General features: G+C 67.1%; 12 protein-coding genes and 1 pseudogene. 4 read left to right on the forward strand and 9 right to left on the reverse strand.

The annotated features are described in order from the left end of the window. Positions 1-583 precede the first annotated feature (583 nt). From GA0070603_RS05160 to GA0070603_RS05185, 6 genes are all read right to left on the reverse strand, one after another. Positions 584-877, reverse strand: a complete 294-nt coding sequence (locus tag GA0070603_RS05160) for a hypothetical protein (protein WP_167544495.1) — start codon at positions 875-877, stop codon at positions 584-586. A gap of 509 nt (positions 878-1,386) precedes the next feature. Next, on the reverse strand, positions 1,387-2,388 hold the full coding sequence (locus GA0070603_RS05165; protein WP_482805285.1) for a DUF6236 family protein: 1,002 nt from the start codon (positions 2,386-2,388) through the stop codon (positions 1,387-1,389). 337 nt (positions 2,389-2,725) lie between these two features. Further along, positions 2,726-4,207: an ADP-ribosylglycohydrolase family protein gene (locus tag GA0070603_RS05170; protein ID WP_091321577.1), complete on the reverse strand. Its 1,482-nt coding sequence runs from the start codon at positions 4,205-4,207 to the stop codon at positions 2,726-2,728. 255 nt (positions 4,208-4,462) lie between these two features. Next, positions 4,463-6,307: a hypothetical protein gene (locus tag GA0070603_RS05175; RefSeq protein ID WP_091307874.1), complete on the reverse strand. Its 1,845-nt coding sequence runs from the start codon at positions 6,305-6,307 to the stop codon at positions 4,463-4,465. Between the two features lie 202 nt (positions 6,308-6,509). Further along, positions 6,510-7,346 carry a hypothetical protein gene (locus GA0070603_RS05180; protein ID WP_091307878.1) on the reverse strand — a complete coding sequence of 279 codons (837 nt, stop codon included), beginning with the start codon at positions 7,344-7,346 and terminating at the stop codon, positions 6,510-6,512. Then, the gene (locus tag GA0070603_RS05185) at positions 7,346-11,401 is read right to left on the reverse strand and encodes a PDDEXK-like endonuclease domain-containing protein (protein ID WP_091307881.1); all 4,056 of its coding nucleotides are present in this window, start codon (positions 11,399-11,401) and stop codon (positions 7,346-7,348) included. Before GA0070603_RS05185 ends, GA0070603_RS05180 begins: the two co-directional genes overlap by 1 nt. A 947-nt stretch (positions 11,402-12,348) precedes the next feature. On the opposite strand from GA0070603_RS05185, the gene GA0070603_RS32335 reads away from it, so the two are divergent. The 3 genes from GA0070603_RS32335 (at position 12,349) to GA0070603_RS31110 (ending at position 13,634) form a co-directional block, all read left to right on the forward strand. Beyond that, positions 12,349-12,474: a hypothetical protein gene (locus GA0070603_RS32335; protein ID WP_279627476.1), complete on the forward strand. Its 126-nt coding sequence runs from the start codon at positions 12,349-12,351 to the stop codon at positions 12,472-12,474. 402 nt (positions 12,475-12,876) lie between these two features. Then, entirely contained in the window at positions 12,877-13,443 is a 567-nt protein-coding gene (locus GA0070603_RS05200; RefSeq protein ID WP_167544496.1) for a helix-turn-helix domain-containing protein, read from the forward strand. Further along, positions 13,440-13,634 carry a hypothetical protein gene (locus tag GA0070603_RS31110; protein WP_139131816.1) on the forward strand — a complete coding sequence of 65 codons (195 nt, stop codon included), beginning with the start codon at positions 13,440-13,442 and terminating at the stop codon, positions 13,632-13,634. The genes GA0070603_RS05200 and GA0070603_RS31110 overlap by 4 nt, the downstream gene beginning before the upstream one ends. A gap of 105 nt (positions 13,635-13,739) precedes the next feature. Here the strand turns inward: GA0070603_RS31110 and GA0070603_RS05205 are convergent, their stop codons facing one another. The 3 genes and pseudogenes from GA0070603_RS05205 to GA0070603_RS31115 form a co-directional block, all read right to left on the reverse strand. Then, positions 13,740-14,090 (reverse strand): hypothetical protein, encoded by a 351-nt coding sequence (locus GA0070603_RS05205; protein WP_091307895.1) that lies wholly within the window; start codon positions 14,088-14,090, stop codon positions 13,740-13,742. A gap of 81 nt (positions 14,091-14,171) precedes the next feature. Continuing rightward, complete coding sequence (locus tag GA0070603_RS32340; RefSeq protein ID WP_279627477.1) at positions 14,172-14,300, reverse strand: hypothetical protein; 129 nt, start codon at positions 14,298-14,300, stop codon at positions 14,172-14,174. A gap of 23 nt (positions 14,301-14,323) precedes the next feature. Further along, a pseudogene (locus tag GA0070603_RS31115) lies at positions 14,324-14,395 on the reverse strand (NUDIX hydrolase); the annotation flags it as partial. Between the two features lie 145 nt (positions 14,396-14,540). Between GA0070603_RS31115 and GA0070603_RS05210 the strand changes: the two are divergent. Next, complete coding sequence (locus tag GA0070603_RS05210; RefSeq protein ID WP_091307899.1) at positions 14,541-14,957, forward strand: hypothetical protein; 417 nt, start codon at positions 14,541-14,543, stop codon at positions 14,955-14,957. Positions 14,958-14,979 lie beyond the last annotated feature (22 nt).

The following is a 14,979-nucleotide window of genomic DNA, read 5'->3' on the forward strand; positions in this document are numbered from 1 at the left end:
TGGCACGGTGGGAGCGCATCATGGACTCAAACCAAGCGACCGCCAAGCCGATTGCGGACGACGTGATCGCTTCGCTAGAGGATTGGCGGGAGATCAAGCGCGGCAAGAAGGGCACCATTCCGCCAACGTGTACGCCCCCCGCGCAAGATCCGGAACCCGGCCACCTGGCGTTCGTGCAGGCCACCCAACCTCGCCCTGCTCGGCCCACCCGGAGGGTTTCTCGCTCTCGCCTGTGCCATCATCTGCTGGCGCCGGCTCCAACGCTCGGAGAGCTAGGAGCTGAAAGTCATACCGGGTCGGGCGACCGGGCCGGAATCGCCGACGGTGTGCAAGCTGCTTCCTTCACGGGCACCATCGCGGCGACGGATCAGCATGCCGGCAGAGCAATGCCGAACAAATTCAGGCGAAGTCCCAGATGCTCGCGAGGCAGCGGCCGTTGGATGGTGCATTCGCTCGGGTGTCACGCGCCAAGTGAGCTGTATGTCCTCGACGGCACGCACGTCTCGCGGATCGGCGATGGGGAGCAGACCTCGCTGGGCTAGTGAGGCGACGACGACACGCGTGTGAAGCAGGCCGTTGCCGCTCAACCACGGAACACCCGAAGCCCGTCGGCTGTGGCTCGACGTCCGGCGATGCGGCGCAGGATCGGCGGCAGCTCCTGAATACGCGGACGCAGGATTGCCAGCTCGCCTAACACGGTTGCCGCGGTAACCCCCGGTAAGCCCACGCGCGCGTCGATTGTCGCGGCGAGGTTGGGCCCGTAAGCGTGGTCGAGGGCATGATCGTCGATCGCCGACATGAGGGCCGCCAGCTGGGTGGCGAGCTGGCCGTGCTCGACGAACCATGCCAATACCGGTAGCACGACTGGGTGCAGCAACGGATCGGGCCGTAGTGCGGGTCTATGCAGCGCCGAGCGTCACCAGCACCGCAAGAGGGCTTACCTGTTACTCGGACTTGGTCAGTTCGTTGGTCGCCCGTTTCATCAGCCCGGGACGCATGGCGGGCCTCGTGACGCCGTACGTGGCGCTTGGGTGGAGCGGACACGTCCGAACGTGGAGCAGCCCGCGTAGCGGGCCTGGCCATCCCGGTCTCGCTTCTATAGAGGTCAGGCCCCGCTTAGGCCCCGCCGGCCGTCTGACCGGCGGGGCCTAACCTCTTCGTCCCGAACTCTTGGCGGTGGCTCCTGGTGCGGCTACGTCCGAGGTCAAGCGGCTTGTACCGGCCGAGAGCGGTTGGGGCGCCGTCTCCACGGTTGCTGTACTCCCGAAGGTGCACAGTCTTCAGCCGGCTGACCCTGCCACCCTGTTCGGGCGTCAGCGAGGATGATGGCACGCGCCCGAGCAGCGGGCCGCCCTCTAGTGGACTGCTCGTGCCTGTCCGTTCTTCTCAGGCGGCCCCTCGGAGAAGTTTCTGCGTCCGATGCAGGTAGGTGTAGTCGGTGACACCCCTACTCACGTCGCGCCGCGATTGTGTCGTTGCGAGGTTGACCGCTCCGTTGGATAGCACCATCAGAGGTACGTTCAGATCTGGTTGCGCGGATGCTGCGAAGCTGGTGGTAAGGGCGACAAAGGCCGCGACTGGACGGGTCACCCAACTCCACTTCGTGCTGCGTGCCGCGGCAGCCAGTTCCGCTGTCGCGTCGGCCAGTTCACGCTCCACCAGGCGAAAGGCATCCTGTGGGTGGCGGCCGGCTTGCTCGAGCTGGTGAAGGAGCTCGTCGATGGCAAGCATCAGTCTTTGCCGCTCGGGGTCGTACTTCGTTCTGAAGCGCACGAGATCACCGACCATCACGTCGGCTCGTGGTACCGGCAGGAGTGGACCCACATTGACCTGCCAGCACGCTGTTACGTCGTAGCCGGGAGTCGGTTCAGTGCCAAGCTGATGGGCCGCGGTGATGTCGGTGTGTGGGCGTAGCCCTTGTGGGCCGGTGCAGCCCGACCGAGCGTTGTTGTCGGCAGCGATGCGCCGGGCGATGAGGCTGACGACGATATTCAGCAGGGCTGGCGCGGCGACCAGTCGCGACGGGCTGTCTCGGTGCGGGTAGACCAGCTTCTGCTGGAGTAGTTCCTTCACGACACTCTTATGCAGCTTGTCTACGTGAAGGGTGCTGAACTCACCATCCGCCGGTTCAGTTGGCGGATTCAGGGCGTCGAGCGGTACTTGCTTCAGAGCGTGGTCAAGTTCCACCTCGATCTCGTGCAGCTCGAAGGGCCCGAACGCCCGCTGCGCCTCGAGCGGCCGATAAAGGCCTGCGTCTTGAACTTCCTTCATCCGGTCAGTCAACCGGTCTTCCCATCCCGGGGCGACGACCGTAGCGAGATCGTCCCAGTACAAGATCGCTTGCTGCAGAACGGGCACCGGCGCGTTTGCAAACGGGTAGTACAGCATCCCGGCCACGCCAACCTCCACAGGAAAGGGCTCGCGGTGATCGATGCCAAGAAATCTAACGCTTGCTGCGCCAGAATCGCCCAACGCATGCCGGCGAGTTCGGGAGTCGGACGGGCACCGGCGGCCGCCGCTGGCCCCTATCGGTCTGCGCGCTAGCGCTTCGAGACAGGCCCGACGGCAGAGTTCGCGCTGCAAGGCCCGGGACGGGGGCCCGCACGAGGCAGGATGGGCTGCGTCGGCAGCCGCTCCCTTCATGGGCGGAGTCACAGGTCGGCCTCGCTTGCAGCTGGCTTCTCGCCTGTGCCTGTGCGGCCTACAGCAGCCGCGGCGTAGCGCGTCACAGCTCTTCGACGACCTGCCGCAGTTCCGGGTTGAGTGTCCAGCCGTGCGTGTCGAGCAGGCCGCGCAGCTCGGCCAGCGCGGCGCGCGCCGGTGTGCCGGTGGTCAAGGTTGTGTAGCGGGCGGCGACCGCCGGCGTGCGACTCTGACCGGCGGCGCAATGCAGCAGCACGACATGGCCCTCCTTGCGCAGCTCGAGCAGCATGCGGGCGGCCTGATCGACCACGAAATGCGGGTGTGCGTTGGCGCCGGGCTGGTCGACCAGCCACGCCCCGACCCTGTTGGCGACGGGCACGTCGTCGAAATCGTCGCAGCCAACGCGACACAGGGAGATCACCGCGGTGGCGCGCGCTGCGGCTGCGTCGGTGTGGAGGTTGCCGAGGATCACCCCGGGGTCGTGCGGGTGTGCCTGCATCAACGGTGCAACGGCTTGCCGTGGCGCGCGGGCGCAGCCCGGCCAACCGCCCTGGCCGGCACGCCCTCCTTGGGCGGTCAGCACGCTCAGGCGGATCAGGTCCGCCGCGCGCCGCCTCGGCCAGCCGTGAACGACGCGCTGCCAGGCCAGGGGCACCGCGGACGAGCCCCACCTGGCGCCGAGCAGTGCCCCGGCGATCGCCGCGACGGTGTCGGTGTCGTCGCCGACGCGCACCGCTGCCGCCAGGGCGCGTTCGAGATGCTGGCAGGGGAAGCTGCCATGGCCCGGGTTGTGGTCCGGGATATCGGTGTGTGTGATCGCCGACCAGGCGGCCTGCAACGCGGGGACGACAAAACCGTTGGGTCGGAACTGCTCCGGCGGCTTGGACTCCGCCTCGGCCAACCAGCCCGACCATCGGTCACGGCGTTGCGCGGGCAGCAGGTCCAGACCCTCGCGTACCCCGTCGAAGGTCCCGTCGAGCACCGCCCGGCGGATCCCGGCGCACCACAGCACACACGCGTCCGCGGCCAAGGGGTCGTAATGGGTCAGCTCACTGACTGCGCGGGCGGCTTCCGCGAGCGCTTCCGGGTCGCCGAGATAGGCCAGCGCAACCGGCGCGGTCCGCATCAGCGACCCGTTACCGGCGCTGCGGCCAGTCCGCCGGTGCAGATCGGCGGCTGCGTCTCGCATCGCCGCGGCAATGCCCGGCCCGCTCACGTGCGAGACCGCGTCCAGAACCTTGCGGGTCTGTGCCCCGATGTCGCTGGCGCCTTCCCGCTTCCACCGGAGAAAGTTGCCGGCGATGCGGTCGAGGGAGTCGCTGCGGCGCAGGTCCGCCCCTGCGGCGGACACCTCCCCGATGCACATCGCCATCTGGGTGTCATCGCTGTACTCACCCGGCGCGTACGGGCCGAGTCCCCCACCGCGCATCTCAGGCTGCTCGTTCGCCGGAAGCGCCGGTCCGAACTCGTACGGCACGCCCAGCGCGTCCCCGCACGCCGCAGCGAGGAGAACGCCGGCAGCCCGGTCGCTCTGGATCGCATCCAGCGGCACAGTCGCTGTCATCAACTCCCCCACCCTCGCAACTCCCACATCCTCATGGCCGTCGCCACCGCCACAAGGCCGCTGGTCACTGTGTCAGCCGGGTACGACGTTCTGTACGCCGCTCCGGCCTCCATCAACGCACTGAACCAGGCGACCTACGGGCGCCTGTCCACCTTCGGTCGGACAGGGGAACGAACCACCGCGCCTGCAGCAAGGTCAGCAGGAGCAGAAAATGGAAGATACTTCCCACTAGCCACGAGTCGTGCCGCCACTGTGTCAGTTAGTTTGTCCGGTCGGTAGGTGCCGGCCGATGTAGCCGACATAGATCCGTCCGCTCTGCGCCGCGTGGTCGTAGTAGTGCATGCGGGGGCTGATCATTGCGAACTGAGCGATCTTGAAGTGCGCACCCATGAAAATCCTGCCCGCCTGCACGACGGAGACCGGCACGGGGAGAACCCGCTTTCTCCAGAACGCCGGGTTGGTCCGGACCTCCTCGCTCTCGTCACGGGCGTGTCGTCGCGTCGGCCACTCGTGGCAGCCATCCGGAGTGTTTTCCAGGAAGCCATGCACGTCCCGATCCCAGCGCCCGTCCGCCTTCGCCGCTGCATAGTCCTGGAGCACCAACAACGCGTCCCAGGTCTTCGAAGCCCAGGCGCCCAGGGGGTCGTTGCTGTCGAGTTCCTCAGCGCAGTCAGGATCGCCCGTGAACACGACGTGCTGGAGCCTTGGCAGCCAACGGAGCAACTCGCCGAAGCTGTCCGGGCGGGAGACGTCCGCTTCCGATGGCTGTGCCGTCCAGGCCGCCTCTGCTTGCCCCATAGAGGCGAGCCGGTGGCGTAGCGTCCGTTCAGTCTCCGCAGACCGGGTCAGGCGGTCGACCGCGTCCCGGTTCTCGATCTGCTCATCATCCAGCTGCCATTTGACTTCGTGATACGCCTTCTGTGTCTCATCGAGTTCGGCTTGGAGCTGCGCGAGTCGTGATGCGATGTCTTTCTGTGCCTCCTGCGATGACCGACCGACCTCGATCAAACGCACGAGCTCGTCGATTCGGTCGACGGTCAGGTCATCGATTCCTACCTTGATCTTCAGGTAGTCCAGCAACATGCCTTGCTGCGCGCTGACGTCGTCTTGCCGGCGATCACTCTCTCGCGTCTCGACGGCCGCCGCCCGCGGCTGCAACGGAACGAGCGATGGCCGCTTCGAACCGACGTCGCCGAGCCGGTGCACCAACATGTCGTCGGCGATACGTTCCAGCATCCGGTGTACCCGCGCCACCGATGCGGGTAGCGGCTGTTCGAGAGCCTGAAGTTGGGCATTGGAGGCGAGGACCCGCGCGAGCCGGGGCTGTTCGTTGTCGTCGGCGATCCGTTCGGCGCTCAAGACCCGGTGCCGCAGCCCGTCAACGACGGAGTCCGGTTGAACCTGAGAGCGATAGGTCCGGAGCCGGCCGGGCAGTACAGCGTGCGCCTGGCCGAGCCGGTCGTTGAGCAACTGTGTGGCCTCCCCGTCCAGCACGTAGCACGAGGCCATACCGATGGTGAAACGGGTCAGGTTGGCGATCCGGTTCGTCCATGGGACTGACGGCAGCGAGTCGTCGTTGCCGGCGACAAAGACGACACCTCGTCGCTCGGTGTCGATGAGCGCTCGGTGGACCTCGTCGACTTCGTCGCCGCGGATGACGATTGGTCGCGTCGTGAGGCGTGCGGGACCGTCCCAGGCATCGATGATGTCGAGCATGGGGGCGAGAAAGCGGGGGGTGCCGGCGCGGCGGGGGCGGCTGCGTGGGTCCTCGCTGTTGGGGTCGGGGGATTCGATGTCGACCCAAGCCCAAGCCGCACGCTCTCTCGCGTTGGGCGCATGTACGGTTAGTTGGGTGATCCACTGGCCGTCCGGCTTCGTCTCGACGATCCGTACGCGCGTGGAGGCCGATCCGTCCTGTCCTTCGTGCTGCAGTAGCAGGGCCCTGACGTTGTCGCCGATGGTCGCCCACCGGTTCTCATGAAGTGCAGAGGGATCCCAGCCCTTGGGGTTCGCGATCCACCTGTCGAGTTGTTCCCGAACCAGTGGCTGCAGATGGTTGCGTTCGCGGTGGGTCGTAAAGACCGCTCTGAATCCGAGCATTGTGCCGTCCCGAGGGGTAGAGGCGAGTGGTTCCACCGAAGGCGTCGCCGCGCTGCTTGATGCGGCCCGCTCGCCTCCGCCTACGACTCCAGCATCTCGTTCGTTCCTCGGAGGCTGGAGTCGCGGCGGCGGCGCCGAGGCCGGCATCTGGACAAGTAGAGGTCGGTCCGCTTGCTGGCTGATAGACGAGATAGGCCTGTGGTCAGGGGGCGGATTCCAGGTCATTGAGGAGCGCGTGCACAGGTGCCCAGCACATCCGCACCGTGTCCAGGTCGGGCACGAGCCCGTAGTCGATCTGGTGACGGGGGTGGACGAAGTTGCGGTAGTCCCGGACCTTCTCCATGAAGTCCTTGGCGTCGGTCTGGACCCACTCTTGTCGATGCGCGTACTCGAGGAGCAGGTGAAGGCCCGCTCGTTCGGCCGGAATCCGTCGGCCGTTCCGGCCGACCAGGCCGTTCCTTCGCACGGTTTCGTCGCGGTCAGTTACCACGACGTGCAGCAGGCCTTCTACGAAGCTGCCGATGCCGATGATCGCCAGTGCGTAGGCTCCGTTGTTCTGGCAGATGGATGCTTCGTCGGCGCGCGCCATGAGGATGTCGACCGCCTTGCTGTTGCGGGTTAGTCGTCGCACCCGCTCGTGGAGGTCCGGCGGCGGCCCGTACAGGGGAACGTCACTGGTCTGGCTGAGCTGACCGAGCACGGGGCGCCCGCCGACGTAGGTAATGGTGAGCTGTTCAGGAGCCAGGATGCGGTTCAGCTCCTGCGCGATCGGCTCGGCGGCCTCGACGCCGCCGTCGTACTCCAGCGGATCACCGATGCGACAGAGCAGCCGGTCGAGTGCGGCGGCATCGTCGGCATGGGAACTGAGCACTTCTGTCAGCCAGGGGATCCGCGGAGAGCCGTCGTATTGCGGATCGCCAGGCCACCGGACCCGGTGCAGGAACCGCTCGACCTGCGTACCGGTCCGCTCGTAGGGACCATCGACATCGCAGATCAGGCGAGCAACGCGTTCCAGAGTGAGCAGATCGAGGGCCACCATCAGGAAACCTCCTGGTCGGCGCGCCGCTGCGCGATGTCGAGTGCTTCGGTCAGGCGCTGGATGATGATTGAGCCCCTCTTACGGAAGCCGAGCTCGGTCATGGCCTCCTGGAGGCGCTCATCCCGATCACGCTGAAGCTGGTCGCTCACTAGCCAGGTGCAGATCTGTACCAGCTGTTCCCGGGTGTAATCAGTGATCCGCAGGCCGATCGGCACGTCGGGACGCGGGCCAGGGCGGGACGCTGGCGGCGACGGTGGCCGAACGGGCCGCCGTGCTGCCAGTATCGGCCGGCTCCTCGCAGCGTTGTTGGCGCGGTCGACCGCCTGCTTCCAGCGGGCGACGAGCCGTGCTGTCTGGCCTGCTGGGTCCACGTACCAGTCGGTCGACCAGATCCGGTGGAACTCCCACCCGAGGCGCTCGAGGTGCTGCTGACGTAGCCGGTCTCGGTCCCGGGCGCTGTGTGCCTGGTGGTACGAGTGGCCGTCGGTCTCCACAGCGAGGACCATGCGGCCGGGCTGGTCTGGGTGGGCGAGGGCCAGGTCGATGCGGTAGCCGGAGACGCCCCACTGCGGCACGGCGTTGATGCCCTGCTGCTGGAGAGCCTTCAGGACGCTGCGTTCGAGGCCGTTGAGCTCGACCCCGGTGTGTTGTCGCGCGCCGAGGTCGCCGCCGAGGTCGACGAACTCGAGGTAACGGCGGAGCAGTTCGGGTCCGCGGTTCCGTGTTGCCGCGGTCTGGTTCGGGTCCATGTCGTGGTGGGAGAAGGCGCTCACCACGGTCAGCCGACTCCGCGCCCGGGTGACCGCGACGTTGAGGCGCCGCTCGCCGCCCTCCTGGTTGAGCGGTCCGAAGCGCAGCGGAAGTCGACCGTCTCTGGTCTTGGCGTAGCCGATACTCAGGATGATGGCGTCCCGCTCGTCGCCCTGGACGTTCTCCAGGCTCTTGATGAAGAACCGCTGGCTCGCGGCCCGGTCCTGGGAGAAGAAGTCGTCGAGGTGCTCATGCTCGCGGCGTCGGCTGCGCAGGGTCGCCTCGATCCGCAGGGCGTGCTTCTGCCCCATCGTAATGACGCCGAGGCTCTCGTTCGGTCGCTGCTCGGCGTGCTCGAGAATCAGCTCGACCGCCCGGTTGACCTCCTCCGTTGATGAGCCGCTCTGACCGGGGGCGACACGGCCATCCACCGTCTCCAGACGCAGCGGGCTGTCGACCTGCACGCCAGGGAACGTGACGAGGGACCGGTGGTAGATCTCGACGTTAGAGAACGCGATCAGACGCTCGTCTCGGCTGCGGTAGTGCCAGGTCAAGCGGTACCTGTCCGAGATCAGGCCACCGAGGACGTCAAGAACGGACTCGTAGTCCTCGAGGCTGTCGTCGCCGAGATCATCGTCTTCGCCACCGGGGCTCTGCTGAACGAGACGCCGGAAGAACGGCGTGGGTGGGAGTTGCTTCGGGTCGCCGGCCACGACGAGTTGGGTGCCACGCATGATCGACGCGACCGCGTCGTGCGGCTCGATCTGGCTCGCCTCGTCAAAGATGACTACGTCAAACGACCGCTCGGGCGGCAGGATGCGGCTGACCACGAGTGGTGACATGGCCCAGCACGGGAACGCGGCGAGCAGCACCTCCGGTGCGCTGCTGAGTAGCTTCCGAAGAGAGAGGTGCCGGCTCTTCTTGGCCGCCTCCCGCCGGACGAGGCCGTTCTGGTCAGGATAGGCGTCTCGGGCCTTCCGGAGGTTCACTGCCACGTTGCGGCGCACGTGCCGGGCGGCCATCTCGATGTGCCGGCTGTCCGCGACGCGGAAGTCCTGGACCACTGCGGCATGCTGCTGCCCGACGAACTGACCGAGGTACGGGACTCGCATGCGCATCTCGTCAAGGACCACCTGCAACCAGGAGCGCAACAGGGTGTCGGCTGCCTCGTCGCTCGAGACCTGCCGAGCGGCCAGGTCATCGAGCATGTGGCTCAGTCCCAACGACCGGAAGAGTTGCTGCTGTTTGTTCAGTTCGGGCATCAGGAACAACGTCTCGCGATCGGCATTCAACTCGGCGAGGGTGTTGGCCGCACTGGTGGTCGGTCCGCGCTCGAGGCCGTCGATCCGGGCGCATGCCGCCACCGCGGCGAGGTGGTTACGCACCTGCGTGAAGGACGACATGCACAGGTCAGCCCCCGCTAGAGCAATGGGTGCGCTGTCCTGACGGCTGAGCTTTCGCCACCGCTCACGCTGGTCCACCGCGGCGACCAGGCCCTGATACATCTCGGATCGCTTCCCGGGAGCGGCCGGACAAGTCCGCCGCAGCTCGCGACGCAGTTGGAATCGGCGGAAGATCCCGAGCGGTTCCGGCCGGCGCGGCCGGGACCGGCTTGGTGCTGTCGCATAGACGAGGTCGTCCAGATCCGGGCCGAAAACCTGCTCGCCGTAGCTGGCGATGGTGCGGTCGACCTCGCTGAGCAGGTCGAACAGATCCTTCCAGGCACCGAGGTCGTCCGGCACGTCCAGCCCCGCCCGATCGACCAAGTCCCGGATCTGCCGCTGTGCGCCCTGCAAGGCGCCGGCCGCGAGTCCGTCGAGATGTACCAGCACCTCGCCGACATCGTCCGAGTTGCGGATAGTGGCCTTCGCCCACGGCGACTCCCCGCGCCAGATCCTCAGGCCGCCACGATCTACAAACGTCCGAAGGTCCTCCCGCGCGGACTCGATCCTCGACCGGTCGAGGTTCCGCAGCTCGGATGCGCGCAGGTTGTAGCCGCTGACGTCGCAGGTCGGCAGCGCGAGGAGCTGCTCGATGACCTGAAAAGCGCTCATGCCCCAGGGCTGCCGTACCTCGTGCAGCTCCGCCGGGTGCCGTTTCGCCGCGGCCCGGCGGCTGTGTAGTCGGCGATGCAATTCGTCGGTGTCGACGGGGGGTTCGGCGCCGGCTTGGGTGAGGACGTTGGCGATGCGCTGGGCGACCTGCCGCTTGCTGATCTTGCGGTCGTGCAGGTCGAACACCAGGTTGTCGAGCCCGACGTCGCCAAGGCGGTTCATCACCGCTTCGATGGCAGCCCGCTTCTCCGAGACGAACAGCACGCTGCGGCCCATCGCGGCCATGTACGCGATGATGTTCGCGATCGTCTGGCTCTTACCCGTGCCGGGTGGACCCTCGATGACCACATGCCGGCCGGACAGCACCGCGTCGATCGCTGACTGCTGAGAGGAGTCCGCGTCGTGGACCAGAAACTCCTTGGCCGGATCGATCCGATCGGCACTGGAGCTTGACCCCTGAACTTGCTCCGTGCGCAGCTGTTGCCGAGCGTCCCGGTCGCCCGCCATCGCGCCGATAACCGGATGTGATGCCAGCAGCTCGGCCGAGTTGCGCAGGTCCTCGACCATGGGCAGCTTGTCGAAGCTGAAGACGCCGGCAACCACCGCGGGCTCCAGCCGGAGAGACAGGCCACTGGGAGCGACTGCCTCGGCGATCAGCTCGTATGCAGCACCGAGCTGCTGGTCCGGGTCAGCGACCTCGGACAGCATCGCGCTCAGCTTCTCGCCGAGGGCGCTGATATCCGCCTCCACGCCGTACTGCCGCTCCAGCGCGTACAGGAGGACGGGATTGATCTCGGGTGACTCCGACAGCTCCAGCGTGAAGTCGTTCTCGGTCGCCGTCCTGCTGTCCAGCGCAAGCTGCTGCAGAATCAGCGGCGCCCGCAGCGGTTGCATCGGCACGGACCCCCGGGTGTACTGGCCGACCATGCAGAGCAGGCCGCGGGTCACCCAACCGGCCTGGATGCCCTGCTCCTCCTCCAGCTCGACCAGCTTCCGGCGGAGGCTGCGGGCAGTGTTGCAGGCGGTGTTGTGACGGTCCTGGTCCGGAAACAGCGTCCGCAGGCGGACCTTTTGCCCAAGGAGCAGGTCGGCGACCGCGCTGGCAGCTGCCTCCGCGAGATCGAGGGTGGTTGCCTGGCGCTCCTTGAAGTAGAGCAGCGTGTTGCGTGGGCCGAAGTCGATCAGTTGGTCTGCCCACCGGCCGGCGGCCTGGTGGACGAGGTTGAGCACATCCGGTTGGGTCAACAGCATCTCGTCTCCAAGTCAGTCGACGTACGCCAGTGTTTGTCCGCCGGGCCGTCGGCCCGAGGCAAAGCCCTCAAGGATATGACGGATGACATGTCGGTCTATGCGTCGGATTTCCGACACCGACGTGATCGGAACGACGCCCTCAGTAACCTCCACCTCCTCGCCCGGAGTACCGCCGCGCCTTGTCGGCTCATCGAGCAGGCCGGGATGTTGCAGCGTCGAGGCGCCGCCATCCTGCGCGAGTACGGCCGGGTCTACGCCGACTCACCTGCTGAAGGCTCTGGCACCCTCACCCTCGATCCCGGTCCAGGATGAGTGACATACGGCCACCACAACGACGTGCTGACCTACGTAGGGCCCGGCGAGATCTCGGGCAGCAGCGATCTGGCCGTTGGTCTGTACGGACGCTGGAAGCGAGACCAGGACGGCCCTGAGCTTGACGTCGTGCACGTCGAGGACAACGGCCACGCTGAACCGGGGCCGAGCTTTCGTTGTCGGACGTTGAAGCGGAACTAAGAGCCGCTGTCTCGCTACCAGCGGAAGAAGCCCGCACCTAGTCACAGCGCATCTTGGGCTGCCATGGTTCGTCGCTGGTTCACGACACTTCGCGGTGTCTTATGCGCGGCGGTGTGCCCAGACCCCGCGCGCTACCACTTCCGGCGCCATTCGAGGCGACCGCGATGCGGCATCGCCGGGGCGTCTCGCTGGACGTACAACACCTCATCCTCGACCCACCAAATGTCGCCGGCGCGAAGGAAGACCGAAGCTTCCAACGTACGGGCAAGGCGACAGCCGCCAGAGCTACCGGGCAAACCCTCCAGGTCGTCCATCAGCTTCGCCCGGCCTGCGGTGACGGGCTCGGTCCTCACGGCGGCATTTCTGGCGGCTCCCCGACCAGACGCTGACGGATTACACGTGTAGACGGTTTGCTGAGGGCATAGCCGGCGAAGATGCGGTTGATCCTGAGCGGCTGCTCGGCCAGCCGCGCCCGCCTGTCGCACCAGCACCTCGCCGCCGCATCGGTGCGCGTGCCCGTTGCCACCCCCGCCTGGGCCACGCCGCCGGTTCCGATTTGAGCCGAGTCGGCGCTTTGTGGCAGCTCCGCGGCGAGTCCGCTCAGCCTCGCGGACCTCCTACTCGCCCCTACTCACCTGACCAATCACCTCCACCGCGCAGCTGAGCGTGTCCGGCCTGGAATGTTTGCATGTAGCCGCCCCCGCCGCGCCGCCTGGCCGACGTCCAACGCTCAGCGCGCCGTATCGGGCCTCGGGCGGTGCGGCTCCTCGCCGAGTTCGATTCGGCCGCAGTCGGCGGCCGGATGGGACGCCCGCCTCGCCGCTGCGACTTGACCTTCAGCGATAGGTGAGCGTGGATCACTAAACCCGCCGCTTGTGCGGCGTGGGATGCCACTGGAAGCTCGGCCGCGTCGGTGCAGAACACCTACCCCCGGCCCCGACGGACGTAGGAGGTCCGACGCCATGAGTCTTGCCGTTAAAGTCGCTCTTCTCGCGACAAGAGATCTTGGGAAGAACGAGCGTGCCGTGGCTATCGCCATCGCCGCACACGCCAATCATGAAGGTAAGGCTTGCCCTTCCGTCGCCACCATCGCCAACTACGCCGGCTGCTCGGAGCGGACGGCGCAGCGATGCCTCACCAAGCTGGTGCAGCTCGGCCACCTGGCCGTCTCCAAGGTCGTCGGCATCGCCACCCGCGTCTACCGCCTGGTCACCGGAGCCAGGCGGACGGGAACCGCCTCTGGGGCGACAAATCAGCAGGGCAGGGTGACAGATTCGGCCATCGGGGGTGACAGACAGGGTGTCACCCGAAGCCTTGAAGACCAATCGAAGAAAGACGGGCGGGCGCCGAATCGCGACCGGTTCGCTTGGCAGGGGAAGCAGGCCCGCGCTCTGGGTTGCGCCGAGCGAGGCGGCACGGCGCCGCCCATGACCGGTGGTGGCCGCCGCTGCTCGCGTCCGGGGCACATCGGCCAGCCTGCTGGCAGGTGCATTCCCTGCCGCTCGGAGGCGATCGAGCGCGGGGCATGATCTCGACCATCGCTTATGCCATCGCGGGCTTCCACGGTCAGTGGCGTGACGACGGCCTCGTCCGCCGTCGCCTGCAGGTTGTCGGGGCCTCGGAGGCGGACCCACGCGAATCTCGGGATGATCTCGAGGCCCGGCGGCCGCGCGTCGCGGCCCATCGGGCAACTGATCGCGACCTGCGCTACCGGACATGACGGAACCGCTACGCCCCGTTTCACCGTCGGCGGATGGGCACGCGGAAGTCGGCCGGCGTAGGCGGGGAGGACTCCGCTGAGGCGCGGTCACATCGGTGACCCAGGTCAACCCAGGGTGAGGCGTCCCTCTTGGTCGAACCGGATTCGGCCGCTGGTCACGGCGACGTGCAGGCCGTACCGGAGCAGCTTGTCGATCTTGTCGGTGCGCCGCCGGTATCCGAGGCGTTCCAGCCCCGTGCGCAGCAGGCGCTCCTCGCCCATGCTCGGCACGCTCTCCAGAACGTCAACGAACGCGTTGGCGACCTCCTCGGGCGGCACCTCCTCAAAGGCTCGGTCGTTGCTGGCCTGGGTGACCCGGTACGCGCGGTACGTCTGCGGATCCGTCCCCTCGGGCCAGGCGTACCGCCCCACGGTGGGGTGGTCGTACAGCCTGCGGACGTCGACGAGTGCGAGCACGGCGAGGCGTCGGTCCTCCCGGGTCCGCAGGAAGCCGAAGCGGGCGAGGACCAGGCGGGCGAGCCGGTGCTGCTCGACGGGTCACTCGGCCGCGATGATCTCCCGCAGCGCCTCCCGGACGAGCCCGCGCACCCGCTGGTCGGTGGCGAGCAGGTCGAGGTCGCTCTGGTCGCCGAGCGGCGTCGGAGCGTACGGGACGAAGGGGCTCACTTCGATGACGCCGGCCGTCGCGGGCTCAACCGCGCCCGTCGGGTGTCGTCCACCACTCGCTCGCCGTGGATCGTCCACCGAGTCAATTCCGCCATCCGGCCAGTATCGAGGCCGATGGGTTGCCACACCAACCTTTCACAAGTGAGCAGCGGCTCGCCTCCTAACCTTGGCTCACCGAAACAACTGGCCGTTACCTTGTCTCGTCGCGGTGCAGTTGATGAAGCTAGATACCTTGAGCCCGTGAGCAACTTCTTGGCCGGGGCAATCGGCGCCCTGCTCGGGCTAGCCGGCGTTGCCTTAGGGGGATGGCTTCAGCGACGTGGAGAACACCAGCGCTGGCTGCGCGACCAGAAACTCCAGGCTGCCATCGGCTTCATCGGCGCCACCGGGGCTATCTACGATCGTCGGCGACGGGTTGAGGCGGCCCTTCCGACTGCGACCAGCCAGGGGACGGATTGGGCGCGGGCCCAGGATGCGCGGTCCGCGCTGTACCTGCTCTGCGACGAGGCGACGATCGAAGTGGCGGAGGCTTTGATTAAACGGGTGAGGAGCCTCCAACCTGCAACCGACGGTTCCCCGGACGAGGAAGCCATTAGTCTGCTGCGTGAGCTGGTTCGCCGGCTCAGGACCGAACTAGGCGCGGGTCTAGGCAAGTAGCGGTAAGAGCGGCTGACCCACC

This window comes from Micromonospora chersina, assembly GCF_900091475.1.
In the GTDB taxonomy this organism is placed as follows: domain Bacteria; phylum Actinomycetota; class Actinomycetes; order Mycobacteriales; family Micromonosporaceae; genus Micromonospora; species Micromonospora chersina.

Coding starts and splice junctions, on each gene's coding strand:
- GA0070603_RS05180 (WP_091307878.1), bottom strand. CDS start 7,346: ATGGTGGCCCTCGATCTGCTCACTCTGGAACGCGTTGCTCGCCTGATC.
- GA0070603_RS05170 (WP_091321577.1), bottom strand. CDS start 4,207: ATGACAGCGACTGTGCCGCTGGATGCGATCCAGAGCGACCGGGCTGCC.
- GA0070603_RS05175 (WP_091307874.1), bottom strand. CDS start 6,307: ATGCTCGGATTCAGAGCGGTCTTTACGACCCACCGCGAACGCAACCAT.
- GA0070603_RS05165 (WP_482805285.1), bottom strand. CDS start 2,388: ATGCTGTACTACCCGTTTGCAAACGCGCCGGTGCCCGTTCTGCAGCAA.
- GA0070603_RS05185 (WP_091307881.1), bottom strand. CDS start 11,401: ATGCTGTTGACCCAACCGGATGTGCTCAACCTCGTCCACCAGGCCGCC.
- GA0070603_RS31110 (WP_139131816.1), top strand. CDS start 13,440: ATGATCTCGACCATCGCTTATGCCATCGCGGGCTTCCACGGTCAGTGG.
- GA0070603_RS05200 (WP_167544496.1), top strand. CDS start 12,877: ATGAGTCTTGCCGTTAAAGTCGCTCTTCTCGCGACAAGAGATCTTGGG.
- GA0070603_RS32335 (WP_279627476.1), top strand. CDS start 12,349: ATGCGGTTGATCCTGAGCGGCTGCTCGGCCAGCCGCGCCCGCCTGTCG.